At 70.2% G+C, this 15,566-nt stretch carries 16 protein-coding genes and 1 tRNA gene; 14 read left to right on the top strand and 3 right to left on the bottom strand.

Going from position 1 to position 15,566, the window contains the following annotated elements:
* Window positions 1-7: 7 nt before the first annotated feature.
* From ACZ6JE_RS05400 to ACZ6JE_RS05375, 6 genes are all read left to right on the top strand, one after another.
* Window positions 8-80 (top strand) — tRNA-Trp (locus tag ACZ6JE_RS05400).
* Window positions 81-178: 98 nt separating this feature from the next.
* Window positions 179-460 (top strand): preprotein translocase subunit SecE, encoded by a 282-nt coding sequence (gene secE, locus ACZ6JE_RS05395; protein WP_055795792.1) that lies wholly within the window; start codon window positions 179-181, stop codon window positions 458-460.
* A gap of 86 nt (window positions 461-546) precedes the next feature.
* Window positions 547-1,680 (top strand): transcription termination/antitermination protein NusG, encoded by a 1,134-nt coding sequence (nusG, locus tag ACZ6JE_RS05390; RefSeq protein WP_243214577.1) that lies wholly within the window; start codon window positions 547-549, stop codon window positions 1,678-1,680.
* Between the two features lie 131 nt (window positions 1,681-1,811).
* On the top strand, window positions 1,812-2,243 hold the full coding sequence (rplK, locus tag ACZ6JE_RS05385; protein WP_055795796.1) for a 50S ribosomal protein L11: 432 nt from the start codon (window positions 1,812-1,814) through the stop codon (window positions 2,241-2,243).
* 91 nt (window positions 2,244-2,334) lie between these two features.
* Window positions 2,335-3,024: a 50S ribosomal protein L1 gene (rplA, locus tag ACZ6JE_RS05380; protein ID WP_055795799.1), complete on the top strand. Its 690-nt coding sequence runs from the start codon at window positions 2,335-2,337 to the stop codon at window positions 3,022-3,024.
* Window positions 3,025-3,112: 88 nt separating this feature from the next.
* A complete protein-coding gene (locus ACZ6JE_RS05375; protein WP_464318378.1) occupies window positions 3,113-3,649 on the top strand; it encodes an N-acetyltransferase family protein in 537 nt (178 codons plus the stop codon).
* A gap of 19 nt (window positions 3,650-3,668) precedes the next feature.
* On the opposite strand, the gene ACZ6JE_RS05370 is transcribed toward ACZ6JE_RS05375, so the two are convergent.
* From ACZ6JE_RS05370 to ACZ6JE_RS05360, 3 genes are all read right to left on the bottom strand, one after another.
* Window positions 3,669-4,643 carry an NADP-dependent oxidoreductase gene (locus tag ACZ6JE_RS05370; RefSeq protein WP_243214575.1) on the bottom strand — a complete coding sequence of 325 codons (975 nt, stop codon included), beginning with the start codon at window positions 4,641-4,643 and terminating at the stop codon, window positions 3,669-3,671.
* 168 nt (window positions 4,644-4,811) lie between these two features.
* Entirely contained in the window at window positions 4,812-5,525 is a 714-nt protein-coding gene (locus tag ACZ6JE_RS05365) for a YqaJ viral recombinase family protein (protein ID WP_243214574.1), read from the bottom strand.
* Between the two features lie 111 nt (window positions 5,526-5,636).
* Window positions 5,637-6,827 carry an ROK family transcriptional regulator gene (locus ACZ6JE_RS05360; protein WP_243214572.1) on the bottom strand — a complete coding sequence of 397 codons (1,191 nt, stop codon included), beginning with the start codon at window positions 6,825-6,827 and terminating at the stop codon, window positions 5,637-5,639.
* A gap of 175 nt (window positions 6,828-7,002) precedes the next feature.
* On the opposite strand from ACZ6JE_RS05360, the gene ACZ6JE_RS05355 reads away from it, so the two are divergent.
* The 8 genes from ACZ6JE_RS05355 (at window position 7,003) to ACZ6JE_RS05320 (ending at window position 15,534) form a co-directional block, all read left to right on the top strand.
* Window positions 7,003-7,740, top strand: coding sequence for a sugar phosphate isomerase/epimerase family protein (locus ACZ6JE_RS05355; protein ID WP_464318377.1), 738 nt, complete (start codon window positions 7,003-7,005; stop codon window positions 7,738-7,740).
* Complete coding sequence (locus ACZ6JE_RS05350; RefSeq protein ID WP_464318376.1) at window positions 7,737-8,900, top strand: Gfo/Idh/MocA family protein; 1,164 nt, start codon at window positions 7,737-7,739, stop codon at window positions 8,898-8,900. The genes ACZ6JE_RS05355 and ACZ6JE_RS05350 overlap by 4 nt, the downstream gene beginning before the upstream one ends.
* A gap of 203 nt (window positions 8,901-9,103) precedes the next feature.
* The gene (locus ACZ6JE_RS05345) at window positions 9,104-10,429 is read left to right on the top strand and encodes an ABC transporter substrate-binding protein (protein WP_464318375.1); all 1,326 of its coding nucleotides are present in this window, start codon (window positions 9,104-9,106) and stop codon (window positions 10,427-10,429) included.
* Between the two features lie 78 nt (window positions 10,430-10,507).
* Window positions 10,508-11,506, top strand: coding sequence for a carbohydrate ABC transporter permease (locus ACZ6JE_RS05340; protein WP_192058760.1), 999 nt, complete (start codon window positions 10,508-10,510; stop codon window positions 11,504-11,506).
* Window positions 11,499-12,338 (top strand): carbohydrate ABC transporter permease, encoded by an 840-nt coding sequence (locus ACZ6JE_RS05335; RefSeq protein ID WP_192058758.1) that lies wholly within the window; start codon window positions 11,499-11,501, stop codon window positions 12,336-12,338. Before ACZ6JE_RS05340 ends, ACZ6JE_RS05335 begins: the two co-directional genes overlap by 8 nt.
* Window positions 12,335-13,483 (top strand): Gfo/Idh/MocA family protein, encoded by a 1,149-nt coding sequence (locus tag ACZ6JE_RS05330; protein WP_464318374.1) that lies wholly within the window; start codon window positions 12,335-12,337, stop codon window positions 13,481-13,483. Before ACZ6JE_RS05335 ends, ACZ6JE_RS05330 begins: the two co-directional genes overlap by 4 nt.
* Window positions 13,484-13,538: 55 nt before the next feature.
* Window positions 13,539-14,552, top strand: a complete 1,014-nt coding sequence (locus ACZ6JE_RS05325; protein WP_464318373.1) for a sugar phosphate isomerase/epimerase family protein — start codon at window positions 13,539-13,541, stop codon at window positions 14,550-14,552.
* A 16-nt stretch (window positions 14,553-14,568) separates the two neighbouring features.
* A complete protein-coding gene (locus ACZ6JE_RS05320; RefSeq protein WP_464318372.1) occupies window positions 14,569-15,534 on the top strand; it encodes a TolB family protein in 966 nt (321 codons plus the stop codon).
* Window positions 15,535-15,566 lie beyond the last annotated feature (32 nt).

Genomic DNA, 15,566 nt, shown 5'->3' with positions numbered 1-15,566 from the left:
ACACCGAAGGGCGGTGGCTCAATTGGTAGAGCAGCGGTCTCCAAAACCGCAGGTTGCAGGTTCGAGTCCTGTCCGCCCTGCAGCCCGGTCGGGCCGTCGCGACTGATCCAGCAGGTTTCAGCGCGACGGTCCGAATCACGGACACAGGCCTGCGGGCCGAGCTCGGAAGGTACCCACAGTGGCGAGAAAAGACGTTGACGTTCCCAGCGAGGACGTCGTCGACAAGGCGAAGAAAGACACCGCGGCACGTCGCGGTCCCTTCGCCCGGATCGCCCTGTTCATCCGGCAGGTGATCAACGAGCTCAAGAAGGTCGTCACCCCGACCCGCAAAGAGCTGTTCAGCTACACGGGCGTCGTGCTCGTCTTCGTCGTCATCATGATGGCGCTGGTCAGCGGTCTCGACACGGTGTTCGGCATCGTCGTCGGCTACGTCTTCGGCAACGGCCCCACCGGCAGCTGAGTCCGGCGTCGCTCCTGACGCCACACGCGATCCGGCCCCGCCCGACGGCCAGCCGATCCGAACCCCACGAACGGAAGTAGAACCCTTTGCCTGACAACGAGCGCGACGACATCGATCTCGCCACCGCTGCGGAGCAGTCCTCCGAGGTCGAAGAGGCCCAAGAGGGCGGCACGCTGGCCGCCGACGAGGACTCCGTCGAGCCCGCCGAGAGCGAGGCCATCACGGTCGTCGACGACGGCGAGGCCGGCACCGACAGCACCGACGACCTCGATGGTCTGCTCGACACGCTGGCCGAGGCCCGCGACCCCGAGGCCGACGCCATCGTCGACGACGCTCTCGACATCGACGACGCCGCCGAGGCGGAGGCCGCCGTCGAGGCGACCGACGATGAGGCCGAGACCGAGGCCGAAGACGCCGCGGTCGAGTCCGACACCGTGGTCACCGCCGACGCCGACGTCGAGATCGACTCCTCGTCCGACGACGTGGTCGTCGCCGAGGCCGAGCAGTCCGTCCAGGACGCCGACGCGCAGGCCGCGTTCGGCGACGAGGTGCTCGACGGCGACGACGTCGCCACCGACGACGAGGCCGAGCCCGTCGAGGTCGACCCCTATGAGGAGTTCCGCTCCGAGCTGCGCGGCAAGCCCGGCAAGTGGTACGTCATCCACAGCTACGCCGGCTTCGAGCGCCGCGTGAAGCAGAACATCGAGAACCGCATGGTCTCCATGACCATGGAGGACTACATCTACCAGGTCGAGGTCCCCATGGAGGACGTCGTCGAGATCAAGAACGGGCAGCGCAAGCTGGTCACCCGTGTGCGGATCCCCGGCTACGTGCTGGTGCGCATCGATCTCAACGAAGACAGCTGGTCGGTCGTCCGCCACACCCCCGGTGTCACCGGCTTCGTGGGCAACGCCCACAACCCGACGCCGCTGCGTTTCGAGGAGGCCTTCAACATGCTGAAGAGCCTCGTGCAGATCGACACGACCCCGGCACCCGTCAAGGGCGGCGCCAAGGGCGGCAAGCAGGCCCAGCGCGTCATCCCCGCCGAGGTCGATTTCGAGATCGGCGAGACGATCACGATCAAAGAGGGGTCGTTCGCCGGTCTTCCCGGTACGATCAACGAGATCAAACCCGAGAGCGGCAAGCTCACGGTGCTCGTCTCGCTCTTCGAGCGTGAGACACCGGTCGAGCTGAGCTTCGACCAGGTCACCAAGCTCTAACACCTCCGTGACGTGGTGCGCCTCCGGGCGGACCACCCCACGCCGACAGATCACCGGAGTCCGCCAGCGGGCCACCGGGAGAGCGGACTGCGACCGCAGCCGGCTCGACACCCACAAGAAGGAAAAGAAGAATGGCACCGAAAAAGAAGGTCACGGGTCTGATCAAGCTTCAGATCAACGCCGGCGCCGCGAACCCCGCCCCGCCCATCGGCCCGGCCCTGGGTCAGCACGGCGTGAACATCATGGAGTTCTGCAAGGCGTACAACGCCGCGACCGAGTCGCAGCGCGGCAACGTCGTCCCGGTCGAGATCACCGTGTACGAAGACCGTTCGTTCACGTTCATCCTGAAGACCCCGCCCGCGGCGGAGCTCATCAAGAAGGCGGCCGGCGTCGCCAAGGGATCCGGCACCCCGCACACCGACAAGGTCGGCAAGCTGACCATGGACCAGGTCCGCGAGATCGCCACCACCAAGCAGGCCGACCTGAACGCCAACGACATCGACGCCGCGGCGAAGATCATCGCCGGCACCGCCCGTTCCATGGGCATCACGGTGGACGCGTAAGCACTCGCCCCCGGGCACCCCACCACCCCAGACATCCGTGGGAGAGCCGGCCAGGCTCGTAACCACACTCTCGAAATCAGGAGATTTCCGCATGGCTCAGAAGTCCAAGGCGTACCGCGCCGCTGCCGAGAAGATCGAGGCAGGCAAGTTCTACAGCACCAGCGAGGCCGTCGCCGTCGCTCGCGAGACCGGTTCGAAGAAGTTCGACTCGACCGTCGAGGTCGCGCTCAAGCTCGGCGTCGACCCCCGCAAGGCGGACCAGATGGTCCGTGGCACGGTCATCCTGCCGCACGGCACGGGTAAGACCGCCCGCGTCATCGTCTTCGCGACCGGTGCGGCAGCCGAGGCGGCTCTCGCCGCCGGCGCCGACGAGGTCGGTGGCGACGAGCTCATCGAGAAGGTCGCCGGCGGTTACACGTCGTTCGACTCCGCGGTCTCGACCCCCGAGCTCATGGGCAAGGTCGGTCGTCTCGGTAAGGTCCTCGGCCCGCGCGGTCTGATGCCCAACCCGAAGACCGGCACCGTGACGCCGAACGTGGCCCAGGCCGTGAACGACATCAAGGGCGGAAAGATCGAGTTCCGTGTCGACAAGCACTCCAACGTGCACTTCGTCATCGGCAAGGCCGGCTTCTCGGAAGAGCAGCTGAACACCAACCTCGACGCCGCGCTCGACGAGGTCGTCCGCCTCAAGCCGTCGTCGTCGAAGGGCCGGTACATCACCAAGGGCACGCTGTCGACCACCTTCGGTCCCGGCATCCCCCTCGACATCAACGTCTTCTAGGCTTCAGCCTCGATCACACCGATCGTCACGACAGGCCGTCCCGCTCTCGAGCGGGGCGGCCTTCGTCGTCCCCTGGCACGATGGCCGGGTGACCGTCTCCATCCGCCTCGCCGCCGCCCCCGACGTCCGACCGCTCGCGCACGTCGCAGCCGTCACGTTCCCTCTCGCCTGCCCACCCGGCACGCCCCTCGTCGAGATCGCCCGGTTCGTCACCACCACCCTCAGCGCCGAGCGGTTCGCCGAGTACCTGGACGACCCCGCGCGGACCCTCCTCGTCGCCGTCGACGAGGAGATCGACGATGTCGTCGGCTACGCGATGCTGATCGAGGGCGAGCCGTCCGACGCCGACGTCGCGTCAGCCGTGACGGCCCGGCCCACGGTCGAGCTGAGCAAGTTCTACGTGATGCCCGACCGGCACGGGCAGGGCGTGGCGGCGCGCATGATGGCCGCGGTCTTCGAGGCTGCCGCCACCGATGGCGCCGAGTCCGTCTGGCTCGGCGTCAACGGCGAGAACGTGCGCGCTCAGGCGTTCTACGCCGGGCGGGGCTTCGAGACCGTGGGTGCGAGGCGCTTCGTCGTGGGCGGTCGCGAGCACGACGACCTCGTGCTCGAGTGCGCCGTCTGAAACGCGGCCGGCAGCAGGGTCACTCGTCGCCGACGCGCAGCACCAGCTTGCCGCGGGTGTGCCCCTGGGCGAGCCTCCGCTGGGCGTCCGCCGCGTCAGCGAGGTCGTAGACGTCGTCGATGTACACCCGGACGTCGCCCGAGTCGAGGAGGCGCGTGACGACGGCCAGGGTCGCCGCGTCGGGGGTCACCGCGAAGCCCGTCGAGCGGACGCCCGCCTCGGTCGCCAGCTCGGCGACGGCGGGCCAGGTCGACGGCGACGCGTGCACGAGCAGCCCGCCCGGTCGGAGAACCGGGAGCGATCGTCTGGCGACGTCGACGTCGTCGAGGAGGTCGACCACGACGTCGATGTCCCGCACCGTGCGGTCGAACTCCGAGACGGAGTAGTCGACGACCTCGGCCGCTCCGAGTTCGCGGAGCCAGCCCGAGTTCCGACTCGAACCCGTCGCCACGACGTGCGCCCCGAAGTACGAGGCGAACTGCACGGCGAAGTGCCCGACCCCGCCCGCGCCCGCGTGGACGAGGATGCGCTGGCCCTCGTGGGCCTTGGCGAGGTCGACGACGAGGCCCCAGGCGGTCAGGGCCGCGAGCGGCACACCCGCCGCCTCGACATGCGAGAGCGCGGGGGGTTTGCGGGTGACCGACTGCGCGGGCACGCTGACGTAGGGGGCGTAGCTGCCGCCTCCTCGGGGGAACGCGGTCATGCCGTAGACGGCGTCGCCGACCCGGAGGGGATGGGCCGCGTACGGCGTCTCGACGACGACCCCGCTGAAGTCGCGCCCGGGTACGACGGGGAACGCGGTGGGGGCGACGCCGTCCCCGAGACCCTCGCGCGCCTCCTCGTCGCAGCGGTTGACCCCGGCCGCCACGACCTCGATCAGCACCTCGCTGCCGATCCGTCGGGGCCGGGGGACGTCTCGGGCGACGATCCGATCGGCACCGCCCGTCTCGTCGATCACCATCGCGCGCATCGTCGTCGCCATCGTCGTCGTCATCGCTCTCCCTCGGACCCCTGGGCGCGGTGCACGTCAGGTGCACGGCCGGCCTTCGCGGGTCCTCCCCAGTAAAGGGCGACCGTGAGTCGGACGTGTTTCGACGGTGTCACTGCTCGGAGAAGTCTCGACGGGGCGAGCGGAGCAGCAACGCGCGGCCCGGCCGCGGAGTCAGCGCAGCGGGTCGTAGGGCGGGGGCTCGTACGCGCGGCGACCGAGCGCGAAGGGGTCGACGGGCGCCTGCCGCGCGAGGGTGTCGAGCACGTGGTCGGCGAGCGTGACGAGGCGGTGGATCTCGTCGTCGTCGCGGTCGACCCAGCGGCTGAGGGGCACCTCGTCGACGGGCACGAAGTCGAGGTGCTGCTCCCAGACGACGAGGGTGCGCTCGGCGCCGAGCACGTACTGCTGCCAGAACACCTGACGCAGGTACGTGCGCGGGATGCTCGTCCACGCCTTCTTGGTCGTCTTGATCTCGCAGAGCTCGACCCGGCCGTCGGGCCGGACGGCGACACCGTCGGGGGTCGCGAGGTGTCGGCGCTGGTCGGCGGCGTGGAACAGCTTCGAGCTGGGCTCGATGCCGTGCTCGCGCAGCACCCAGCGGGCGATCTCGGGCTCGCGCGCACGACCGTGATCGGTGTAGGCGTTGCCGCCGAAGCCGTTGCCGTACATCTTGTCGAGCACGACCGCCTGCACGGCCTTCGCGCTCGACAGGCGGGCTACGTCCGTGGCCGTGATGCCCTGGCTGCGGGCACGGAGCCAGGCGATGCGGTCGGTCGAGTCGGCCAGCACGCGGGTCTCGTGGGCGGGGAGGCGGAGTCGCCGAGGAGGCGCGGGCTCGGTCTCGTCGTCGTCCCACAGGGAGAGCATGGGCTGGACGACGGTCATGCCTCCATTGTCGCTCGTCGAGGCGGCTCGATCGAACCGGCGGAGACCGTGTCGGCCGGAGTCGGCCGGAGTCGGGGCGTGTCGCTCGGAGCGGGCGCCTGCCTCGTGCGGTCAGACCGCGGCGGCGAGCTCGTCGATGGCGGCGGGGGAGAGGGCGTGGTGGATCGCGAGCATGCTCGCCCCGATCATCGCCGCCCGGTCGCCCGATCGGGACTGCACGATGCTGAGGTGCTCGGTGGCGAGGGGCATCGACCGCGTGTACACGATCTCGCGCACCCCGGCGATGAGGTGCTCGCCCGCCTGGGCCATCGAGCCGCCGATGGCGATGACCGACGGGTTGATGACGTTGACGCAGGCGGTAAGGACCTCGCCGAGATCGCGACCGGCCTGCCGGACGGCCTGGATCGCCTCGATGTCGCCTCGACGGACGAGATCGATGACCTCGCGACCGCCGGCCACGTCGCGGCCCGAGGCGCGCAGCGCGCGGGCGATGGCGGGCCCCGAGGCGACGGCCTCGAGGCAGCCCACGTTGCCGCAGTGGCAGGCGATGCCCGCGCCGCGGGGGATCTGCACGTGCCCGATGTCACCGGCGATCCCCTGCGCGCCGCGCTGCAGGCGACCGCCCGAGATGATGCCCGAGCCGATGCCGGTGGCGACCTTGACGAAGAGGAAGTGGTCGGTGTCGGGGAACGCGTGACCGCGCTCGCCGAGGGCCATGATGTTGACGTCGTTGTCGACGAGCACGGGCACGTCGAGGTGACGCCGCATCCAGCCGGGCACGTCGAAGCCGTCCCAGCCGGGCATGATCGGCGGGTTCACGGGGCGGCCCGTGCCGAACTGGACGGGGCCGGGCAGGCCGATGCCCACGCCGATCAGGTCGTCCCGACTGCGGCTGAAGCCCGAGAGGAGCGTGTCGGCCGCGGTGAGGAGGGCCGTCAACCCCGCCACCGGGCCGTCGGCGATGTCGATCTCGGTGCGCAGCACGGCGAGCTCGTCGCCCATCAGATCCGTCAGGGCGACGTTCAGATGCCCCGCCCCGAAGTCGGCGCCGAGCACCACCCTGGCCGACGGGACGAGGGCGACCCGCGACGGCGGGCGACCCCCCGTGGAGACCGCGTCGGCGAAGGGGCCGACGAGACCGAGCTCGATGAGCGCGTCGAGTCGCAGGCCGATCGTCGAGCGGGCCAGCCCCGTCATGGTCGCGAGCTCGGCGCGAGTCCGCGGCCGACCGTCGCGGAGCAGCTGGAAGAGCTCGCTCGCGCCGGCGCTCCCCAGCGCCGACGACCGGGTCGTGTCGGACATGTGAGCAGTAAAGCACAGGCGGAGATGACGATCGAGACAAGCTCGTCGATTCACGACGACTTTTGCTTGCGCGTCGACAGAAGCGGTCCTATGGTGAGTCTCGATCACCGGCGATCGACTCCCGAACGGGGGTGGTTCCGTCGGTGCCGCCACCACTCGAAGAGGAGTCCATCAGGTGACATCACCGATCTCGGTCCAGCTCTACACCGTCAGGGACGCCATCGCGGCGGACCTGCCCGGCACCCTCCAGCGCCTCGCCGACATCGGCTACACGCAGGTCGAGCCGTGGGGGTTCGTCGAACGGGTCGACGAGTACGCGGAGGCCCTCCCGGCCGCCGGCCTCACCGCGCCGAGCGCCCACGCCAAGCTCGTCGGACAGGACCTCCAGCCGATCTTCGAGGCCGCGGTGCGCCTGGGCGTCTCGACGGTCATCGACCCGCACATCGACGAGACGCGCTGGATCACCCGCGAAGACGTCGAGGCCGTCGCCGCCGAGCTGGGCGAGGTCGCCGAGGCGGCGCGTGCGCACGGTCTCACCGTGGGGTACCACAACCACGCGTTCGAGCTCGAGAACCTCATCGACGGCACCCCGGCCCTCGAGGTCTTCGCGGCGGCGCTGCCCGCCGACGTCGTGCTCGAGATCGACACCTACTGGGTGGAGGTCGGGGGCGTGGACGCCGCAGAGCTGCTCGCCCGCCTGGGCGACCGCGTGCGGTTCCTGCACATCAAGGACGGTCCGAGGACGAAGGACGACACCGAGCAGGTCGCCGTCGGCCGGGGCACGATGCCCGTCCGCGACATCCTGCGCGCCGCACCGCAGGCGCTCGCCGTCGTCGAGCTCGACGACCACAACGGCGACGTCTTCACGGCGCTCGAGCAGAGCCACTCGTTCCTGGACGGGGTGCGCGCATGACCGACACGACCACGGCCTCCGCGACCACCGCCTCCTCGGGGGCCCCCTCCGCCGAGGCGAAGACCGGACCCGTCGGAGTCGGCGTCATCGGCGCCGGCGTCATCAGCGACCAGTACCTCGGCAACCTGACGCGGTTCCCCGATCTGAAGGTGCTGTTCATCGCCGACATCGACGAGGCGCGCGCCGCGGCGCAGGCCGAGAAGTGGGGCGTCCAGGCCAGCGGTTTGGTCGACGACCTGCTCGCCGTCGACGACGTCGAGATCGTCGTCAACCTGACCATCCCGGCCGCTCACGTCGAGGTGGCCCTCAAGGCCGTGGCAGCCGGCAAGCACGTCTGGGGCGAGAAGCCCTACGCGCTCGACCGCGAGAGCGGGGCGCGACTGCTCGCCGCGGCGAAGGAGGCCGGCGTGCGGGTGGCCGTGGCCCCCGACACGTTCCTCGGCGCCGGGCTCCAGACGGGTCTCCGCGTCGTCCGCCGCGGCGACATCGGCACGCCTCTCACCGGGCTGGCGCTGTTCCAGGTGCCCGGCCCCGAGTCGTGGCACCCGAGCCCCGAGTTCCTGTTCGCCTACGGCGCCGGGCCGATGTTCGACGTCGGGCCGTACTACCTCACGACGCTCGTGCAGGTCTTCGGCCCGGTCGCGAAGGTCACGGCGACGTCGTCGAAGGCGCGCGACACCCGCACGATCGGCTCGGGCCCCAAGGCGGGGACGGTGTTCCCCGTCGAGGTGCCGACGCACATCAGCGCGCTGCTCGAGTTCGAGAGCGGCGCGAGCGCGCAGGCGGTCTTCAGCTTCGACTCGAAGCTGGCCCGTGCGGGCTTCGTCGAGATCGCCGGCACCGAGGGCACGGCCGTGTTCCCCGACCCGAACGAGTTCGAGGGCGACACGCTCGTGCACACCGGCGCCGACGAGCCGACGGTCGTGCCGTCGAGCGGATCGACCTTCACCCGCGGCACCGGCGTCGCCGAGCTGGCGCAGGCCATCCGCGGCGGTCGGCGCGAGCGGGTGCCCGGCGAGCTCGCGTTCCACGTGCTCGACGTCATGGTCTCGCTCGCCGAGTCGGCCGATCGCCACGAGGGCGTCGTCGTCGACTCGACCCTCGAACCGACACCCGAGCTGCCGGAGGACTGGGACCCTTCGGTCGCGACCCTCGGCTGAACCGCCACCGACGCCCGGCCCCGGGCGCCCCTCGACGACGAGACCGGCACCCGGGGCCCCGGGCCGCAGCACCCCCGCCCCACCCCACAGACCGCACCACCGACGCACAGCACCAGAGACACAGCACCAGAGACGCACAGCACCACCAGCACCTTCCCTACTCGAAGAAGAGAAATCTCGAAGATGAGACACCAGGAGAAGTCATGACGAACAAGACCCGTTGGATCGCAGCACTGGCCGTAGGAGTCGTGGCCGCAGGGTCGATGACCGCCTGCTCCGCCTCAGGCGGCGACGGCGACAGCAAGACGATCACGTACTGGGCCAGCAACCAGGCCCCCACGGTCGAGAAGGACGCGGAGATCCTCCAGGAGTCCATCGACCGCTACACCGAGGAGACCGGGGTCGAGGTCGAGCTCGAGGTCATCCCGTGGTCCGACCTCTACAACCGCATCCTCACCGCCGTGTCGAGCGGCGAGGGTCCCGACGTGCTGAACATCGGCAACACGTGGGCGGTGTCGCTGCAGTCGAGCGGAGCGTTCGTCCCGTGGGAGGGCGACCCGCTCGAGGCCGTCGGCGGGCAGGACCGCTTCGTGCAGTCCAGCTTCGCGACCGGTGGCGCCGAGGGGCAGGCTCCGACGTCGGTGCCGCTCTACGGTCTCTCGTACTCGCTGTATTACAACACGGCCATGTTCGAGGCGGCCGGCATCACCGACCCGCCCGCCACGTGGGACGAGTTCGTCGAGGACGCCAAGAAGCTGACGATCGACACCGACGGCGACGGCGAGATCGACCAGTGGGGCGTGACCATGGCGGGCTCGAGCATCTCGAACAACTCGCACCAGGCGTTCGTCCGGGGTCTGCAGAACGGCGGGGCCCTCTACGACGACAGCGGCGAGCCCGACTTCGCGAACGACGGCGTCGTCGCGGGCGTCAAGCAGTGGGTCGACCTCATGGCCGTCGACAAGGTCGTCTCGCCCTCCGACGCCGAGAGCGTCAACGGCTCCGACATGGCGGCGACCTTCGCCGACGGTCAGGCCGCGATGTTCTTCGACCAGGCGCCCGACGCGAACCTCGCCGCCCGTGACTTCACGGACTACGCCGCGGCACCGGTGCCGATGGAGAGCGCCGACGCGACGGGTCTGCTCGGCACGCAGAGTCACGTCGCCGGCATCAACGTCAGCGTCTTCGAGAACTCGGACAACAAGGATGCGGCGATCGACTTCGTCAAGCACCTCACGAGCGACGAGGAGCAGGTCTACCTGAACCAGTCGTTCAGCTCGCTGCCCGTCGTCACCAGCGCGTACGACGACCCGGCGTTCCAGTCGGAGACCATCAAGCTGAAGCAGGTCACGCTCGCCGACCACGCCCAGCCGATGCCCCTCTTCCCCTCGGAGGGACAGATGGAGACCCTGGTCGGCACCGCCGTCAAGGGACTCCTCGCCACCGCTGCCCAGGGCGGTTCCGTCAGCGAGGACGACGTGAAGTCGGCCCTCGAGGACGCGAACAGCCAGATGAGCTCGGGTCAGTAGCCCGTCCCACCGCTGCAGGTCGGGGCGGCCGGTCGATCGACGACCGGCCGCCCCGGCCGAGGCCCCGAGAGGACCCTCATGACCGTCAACGTCCTGCCCCCCGCGACGTCCGAGAAGGACACGCCGCCCGATCCGCATCAGCTGGCTCCGATCGAGCCCGCGAAACGCAAGAGGCACCGCTCACCCCTGGCGTACCTCCTGGTCACGCCGGCCGCCCTGGCCGAGCTGCTCGTCCACATCGTCCCGATGGTGCTCGGCATCTGGATCGCCTTCATCACCCTCAACCAGCTGAGCATCGCGAACTGGGTCAACGCCCCCTTCGTGGGGCTGCAGAACTTCGTCACCGCGCTCGACCCGAGCTCGCCGATCGCCACGCAGCTCTACGGGGCGCTCGGGCGGACGCTGCTCTTCACCGTGATCGTCGTCGCGATCGCCTGGAGCATGGGCATGCTCGGAGCGGTGCTGCTGACCAGCTCGTTCAAGGGCCGCGGAGTGCTCCGCACGCTCTTCCTGGTGCCCTACGCGCTGCCCTCGTACGTCGGCACGATCGCCTGGGCGTTCATGTTCAACCAGCGCGACGGCGCCATCAACCGGTTCCTGGTCGACGACCTCGGGATCCTGCAGGACCGCCCCTTCTGGCTGCTCGGCGGCAACTCGTTCTGGGCCATCGTCATCGTCACCGCATGGCAGTTCTGGCCGTTCGCGTTCCTGATGCTGCTGGCCGCGCTGCAGAACATCCCGGGCGACGTCTACGAGGCCGCCAGCCTCGACGGCGCGAGCCTCTGGAAGCAGTTCACGCAGATCACGCTGCCGATGGTCAAGCCCGCGAACGCGGTGCTGCTGCTGATCATGAGCCTCTGGATCTTCAACCAGTTCAACGTGCCGTACGTGCTCTTCGGCCCAGCGTCGCCCGAGCAGGCGACGTTGATCTCGCCGCTGATCTACCAGCAGTCGTTCAACAACTGGAACTTCGGTCTCGGCGGTGCCATGAGCGTCATGCTCCTGGTGGTCCTGCTGATCGCCTCGGCGTTCTACATCCGCATGGTGCTCCCGAAGGGACAGAACGACAATGATTGAGACCCGCGGCTTCAAGATCTTCCGCTTCTTCGGGCTGGCGTTCCTGTCGCTGGTCGTGGTCATCCCGCTCTACGTGGTGCTCACGACCTCGATCAAACCGCTCGCCGACGTGCAGGGGCTGTTCACCTGGATCCCCTCGCGGGTGACGCTCGAGCCGTACGTGCAGATCTGGCAGACGGTGCCCCTGGCGACGTACTTCAAGAACAGCCTGATCGTCACGGTGTCGGCGACGATCCTGTCGGTGTCGATGGCCGTGCTGGCCGCCTACGCCCTGGCCCGCATGAGGTTCCGCGGCCAGCGCAGCTTCAGCCTGGTCGTCCTGTCGACGCAGATGTTCCCCGGCATCCTGTTCCTCCTGCCGCTGTTCCTCATCTTCGTGCAGATCCAGCGCACGGTCGGGGTGCAGCTGACGGGCAGCTACCTCGGGCTGATCATCACGTACATGACCTTCTCGCTGCCGTTCTCGATCTGGATGCTGACCGGATACTTCGCGTCCATCCCGAAAGAGCTGGAAGAGGCCTCGATGATCGACGGCACGGGTCGCCTCGGCGCCCTGTTCCGCGTGATCATCCCGGTCGCGAAGCCCGGCATCATCGCCGTCGCCGTGTACGCCTTCATCACCGCCTGGGGCGAGGTGCTCTTCGCCTCGGTGCTGACCAGCAAGGACACCCGCACCCTGTCGATCGGACTCCGGGCCTACGCGTCGCAGCAGGACGTCTACTGGAACCAGCTCATGGCGGCCTCGGTCGTGGTGTCGCTGCCGGTTCTCATAGGCTTCATGCTCGTGCAGAGACACTTGATCACCGGGCTCTCGTCGGGGGCCGTGAAGTGACCCCTCCGGGCGAGGTCGCGGCGGTCGGTCTCGCCCTCCAGGGGGAGACCGCCGGAGGCGCGGCTCCGGTCGAACCGCTCCGTGTCGGCATCGTGGGCGGGGGCTTCATGGCCCGCGTCCACGTCGGCGCGGCACGGGCGGCCGGTGCCCGAGTGGTCGCCCTCGCCTCGTCCAGCGCCTCGAGCGCCGGCCGCGCGGCCGGCGTTCTCGGCGTGGACACCGCGCACGAGACGGTCGACGACCTCGTGCGCGACCCGCGGGTCGACGTGGTCCACGTCTGCTCGCCGAACGCGACGCACGCCCCGGTGGCGCTCGCGGCGCTCGCGGCGGGCAAGCACGTCATCTGCGAGAAGCCGTTGGCGACCTCGGCCGCCGAGGCGACGGCTCTGGTCGAGGCCGCCGCCGCGGGCGGACTCGTCGGCGCCGTCCCGTTCGTCTACCGCTACCACCCGATGGTGCGCGAGGCCAGGGCCCGGGTCGCGGCGGGCGAGGCCGGTCGGGTGCTCAGCGTGCGGGGCTCGTACCTCCAGGACTGGCTGCTCGACAGCGGCGACGTCGACTGGCGGGTCGACTCGGCGGCCGGCGGGCCGTCGCGTGCGTTCGCCGACATCGGCAGCCACCTGGTCGATCTGCTCGAGTTCGTGATCGGCGATCGGCTGGCGCGGCTGACGTCGACCACCAACCGTGCGCACGACAGCCGGGGCGGCACCCGCGTCGACACGGAGGACGAGGCCGCGGTGGTCTTCGAGACCCTCGGCGGAGCGATCGGGACCCTCTTCGTCTCGCAGGTCGCCCCGGGTCGGAAGAACCGCCTCCTGCTCGACGTGTCGGGCACCGCCGAGAGCCTCGAGTTCTCGCAGGAGGAGCCCGAGACCCTCTGGGTCGGCCGCCGCTCGGGCGCACGCCTGGTGCCGCGCGACGCGTCGATCCTCTCGCCCGACGCCGCACGGCTCTCGACCGTGCCGGCCGGCCACCCGATGGGGTACGTCGACGCCTTCGCGGCGTTCGTCCGCGACGCCCACGACGCCGTCCGCGGCGGCGCGCCCGAGGGGCTGCCCACCTTCGCCGACGGCCTGCGGGCCGCACGGGTCACCGAGGCCGTGCTCGACTCGGCGGCCGGCCGCACCTGGGTCGACGTGCCCTGAGCAGGGCGACCGCACCTGCGCCGAGACCGACGACCGCCCCGAACGAGAAGGACCCATGACCGAGAACTCCCGCCCCGTCACCCTGTTCACCGGCCAGTGGGCCGACCTGCCCTTCGAGGAGGTCGCCGCGCTCGCGGCCGGCTGGGGGTACGACGGGCTCGAGATCGCCGCATCGGGCGACCACCTCGACCTCGAGCGAGCGGACGTCGACGACGCCTACCTGCGGTCGCGACTGGAGGTGCTCGACCGTCACGGGTTGAAGGTCTGGGCGATCTCGAACCACCTCACCGGGCAGGCCGTGTGCGACGATCCGATCGACTTCCGACACCAGGCCATCGTCCGCCCCTCGACCTGGGGCGACGGCGACCCCGAGGGCGTGCGGCAGCGCGCCGCCGAAGATATGAAGCGCGCCGCGCGCGTCGCCCGCAAGATGGGGGTCGACACCGTCGTCGGCTTCACCGGCTCGAAGATCTGGCCCTACGTGGCGATGTTCCCCCCGGTGCCCGCCTCGGTGATCGACGCCGGCTACCAGGACTTCGCCGACCGCTGGAACCCCATCCTCGACGTCTTCGACGCCGAGGGGGTCCGGTTCGCGCACGAGGTGCACCCCAGCGAGATCGCCTACGACCACTGGACGAGCGTCCGCACCCTCGAGGCCATCGAGCACCGTCAGGCGTTCGGCTTCAACTGGGACCCTTCGCACATGCTCTGGCAGGGCGTCGACACCGTGGGCTTCATCACCGACTTCGCCGACCGGATCTACCACGTCGACTGCAAGGACACCCGGATCAAGCCGCCGTCGGGTCGGTCGGGCGTGCTCGGCTCGCACCTGCCCTGGGGCGACCCGCGGCGCGGCTGGGACTTCGTCTCCACCGGTCACGGCGACATGAACTGGGAGGACGCCTTCCGCGCCCTCGACTCCATCGGCTACGACGGCCCCATCTCGATCGAGTGGGAGGACGCGGGCATGGACCGCCTGCACGGCGCTCCCGAGGCGCTCGCGCACATCCGCTCGCTCCTCTGGAAGCGGCCCACCGCCTCCTTCGACTCCGCCTTCTCGAACCAGTAGCCCGAGAGACCTCGACATGCCCCGCACCCTCCTCCCCGGCCAGCGCTGCCGCGTGCTGATCGTCGACCCCGCGACCGGGGCGACCGAGACCGTCTTCGAGAGCCGCACCCTGCTGGTCGAGGCACCCAACTGGAGCCCGGACGGCCGCTGGCTGGTCGTCAACGGCGACGGTCTGCTCTGGCGCCTGCCGGTCGACGCCCGCGCCGTCGACGAGACCGCGCTCGAGGCCGTGCCGATGGGCGACGTGCCCGAGATCAACAACGACCACGTGATCGCGCCCGACGGGTCGGTCGTCTTCGTCAGCGCCCGTGACGGGCACGTCTACGAGATCCCGTGGGAGGGCGTACCCGCGGGGGAGTCGGCCCGCCGCGTCACGCGTCCGCACCCCGAGGGGCGCAACCACAAGAACTACCTGCACGGGGTCTCGCCCGACGGCGGCACGCTCAGCGTGATCGTGGGCGCCCTGCCGGCGCCGGTCGCCGACCCCGGAGCCGAGGAGGCGCGGGTCGACTGGCGCACGAACGTCGCCCTGGTCGCGGTGTCCGACGGCGCGGCCACCCCGGTCACGGACGACGAGCACCCCGACGACGGGGCCGAGTTCGCTCCCGACGGCGCCCGGCTGTGGTTCAACTCGGAGCGCGCCTCCGGGGGAGTCGCCGGTCACGCTCAGCTGTTCCGCACGGGTCTCGACGGCGCGGGGGCGGTGCAGGTGACGCACGACGAGCGGGTGAACTGGTTCCCGCACGTGTCGCCCGACGGCTGCACTCTGCTCTACGTCTCGTTCGAGCCGGGGACGCTCGGTCACCCCGAGAACCGCGACGTCGTGCTGCGCAAACTCCCGCTCGGCGGCGACGGCCTGCCCGAGCCGGGGGCGACGCCGCACGACGTCCTCGCGCTGTTCGGCGGCCAGGGCACGGTGAACGTGCCCGGCTGGTCGCCCGACTCGTCCCGTTTCGCCTGCGCCGACTACCCCCTCGCCTGAGCGACGTCACGGCTCGTCCATCGGCGCTGCAC

The organism is Frigoribacterium sp. AC759, assembly GCF_979256015.1.
This window is presented reverse-complemented; position numbering and strand designations above follow the sequence as displayed.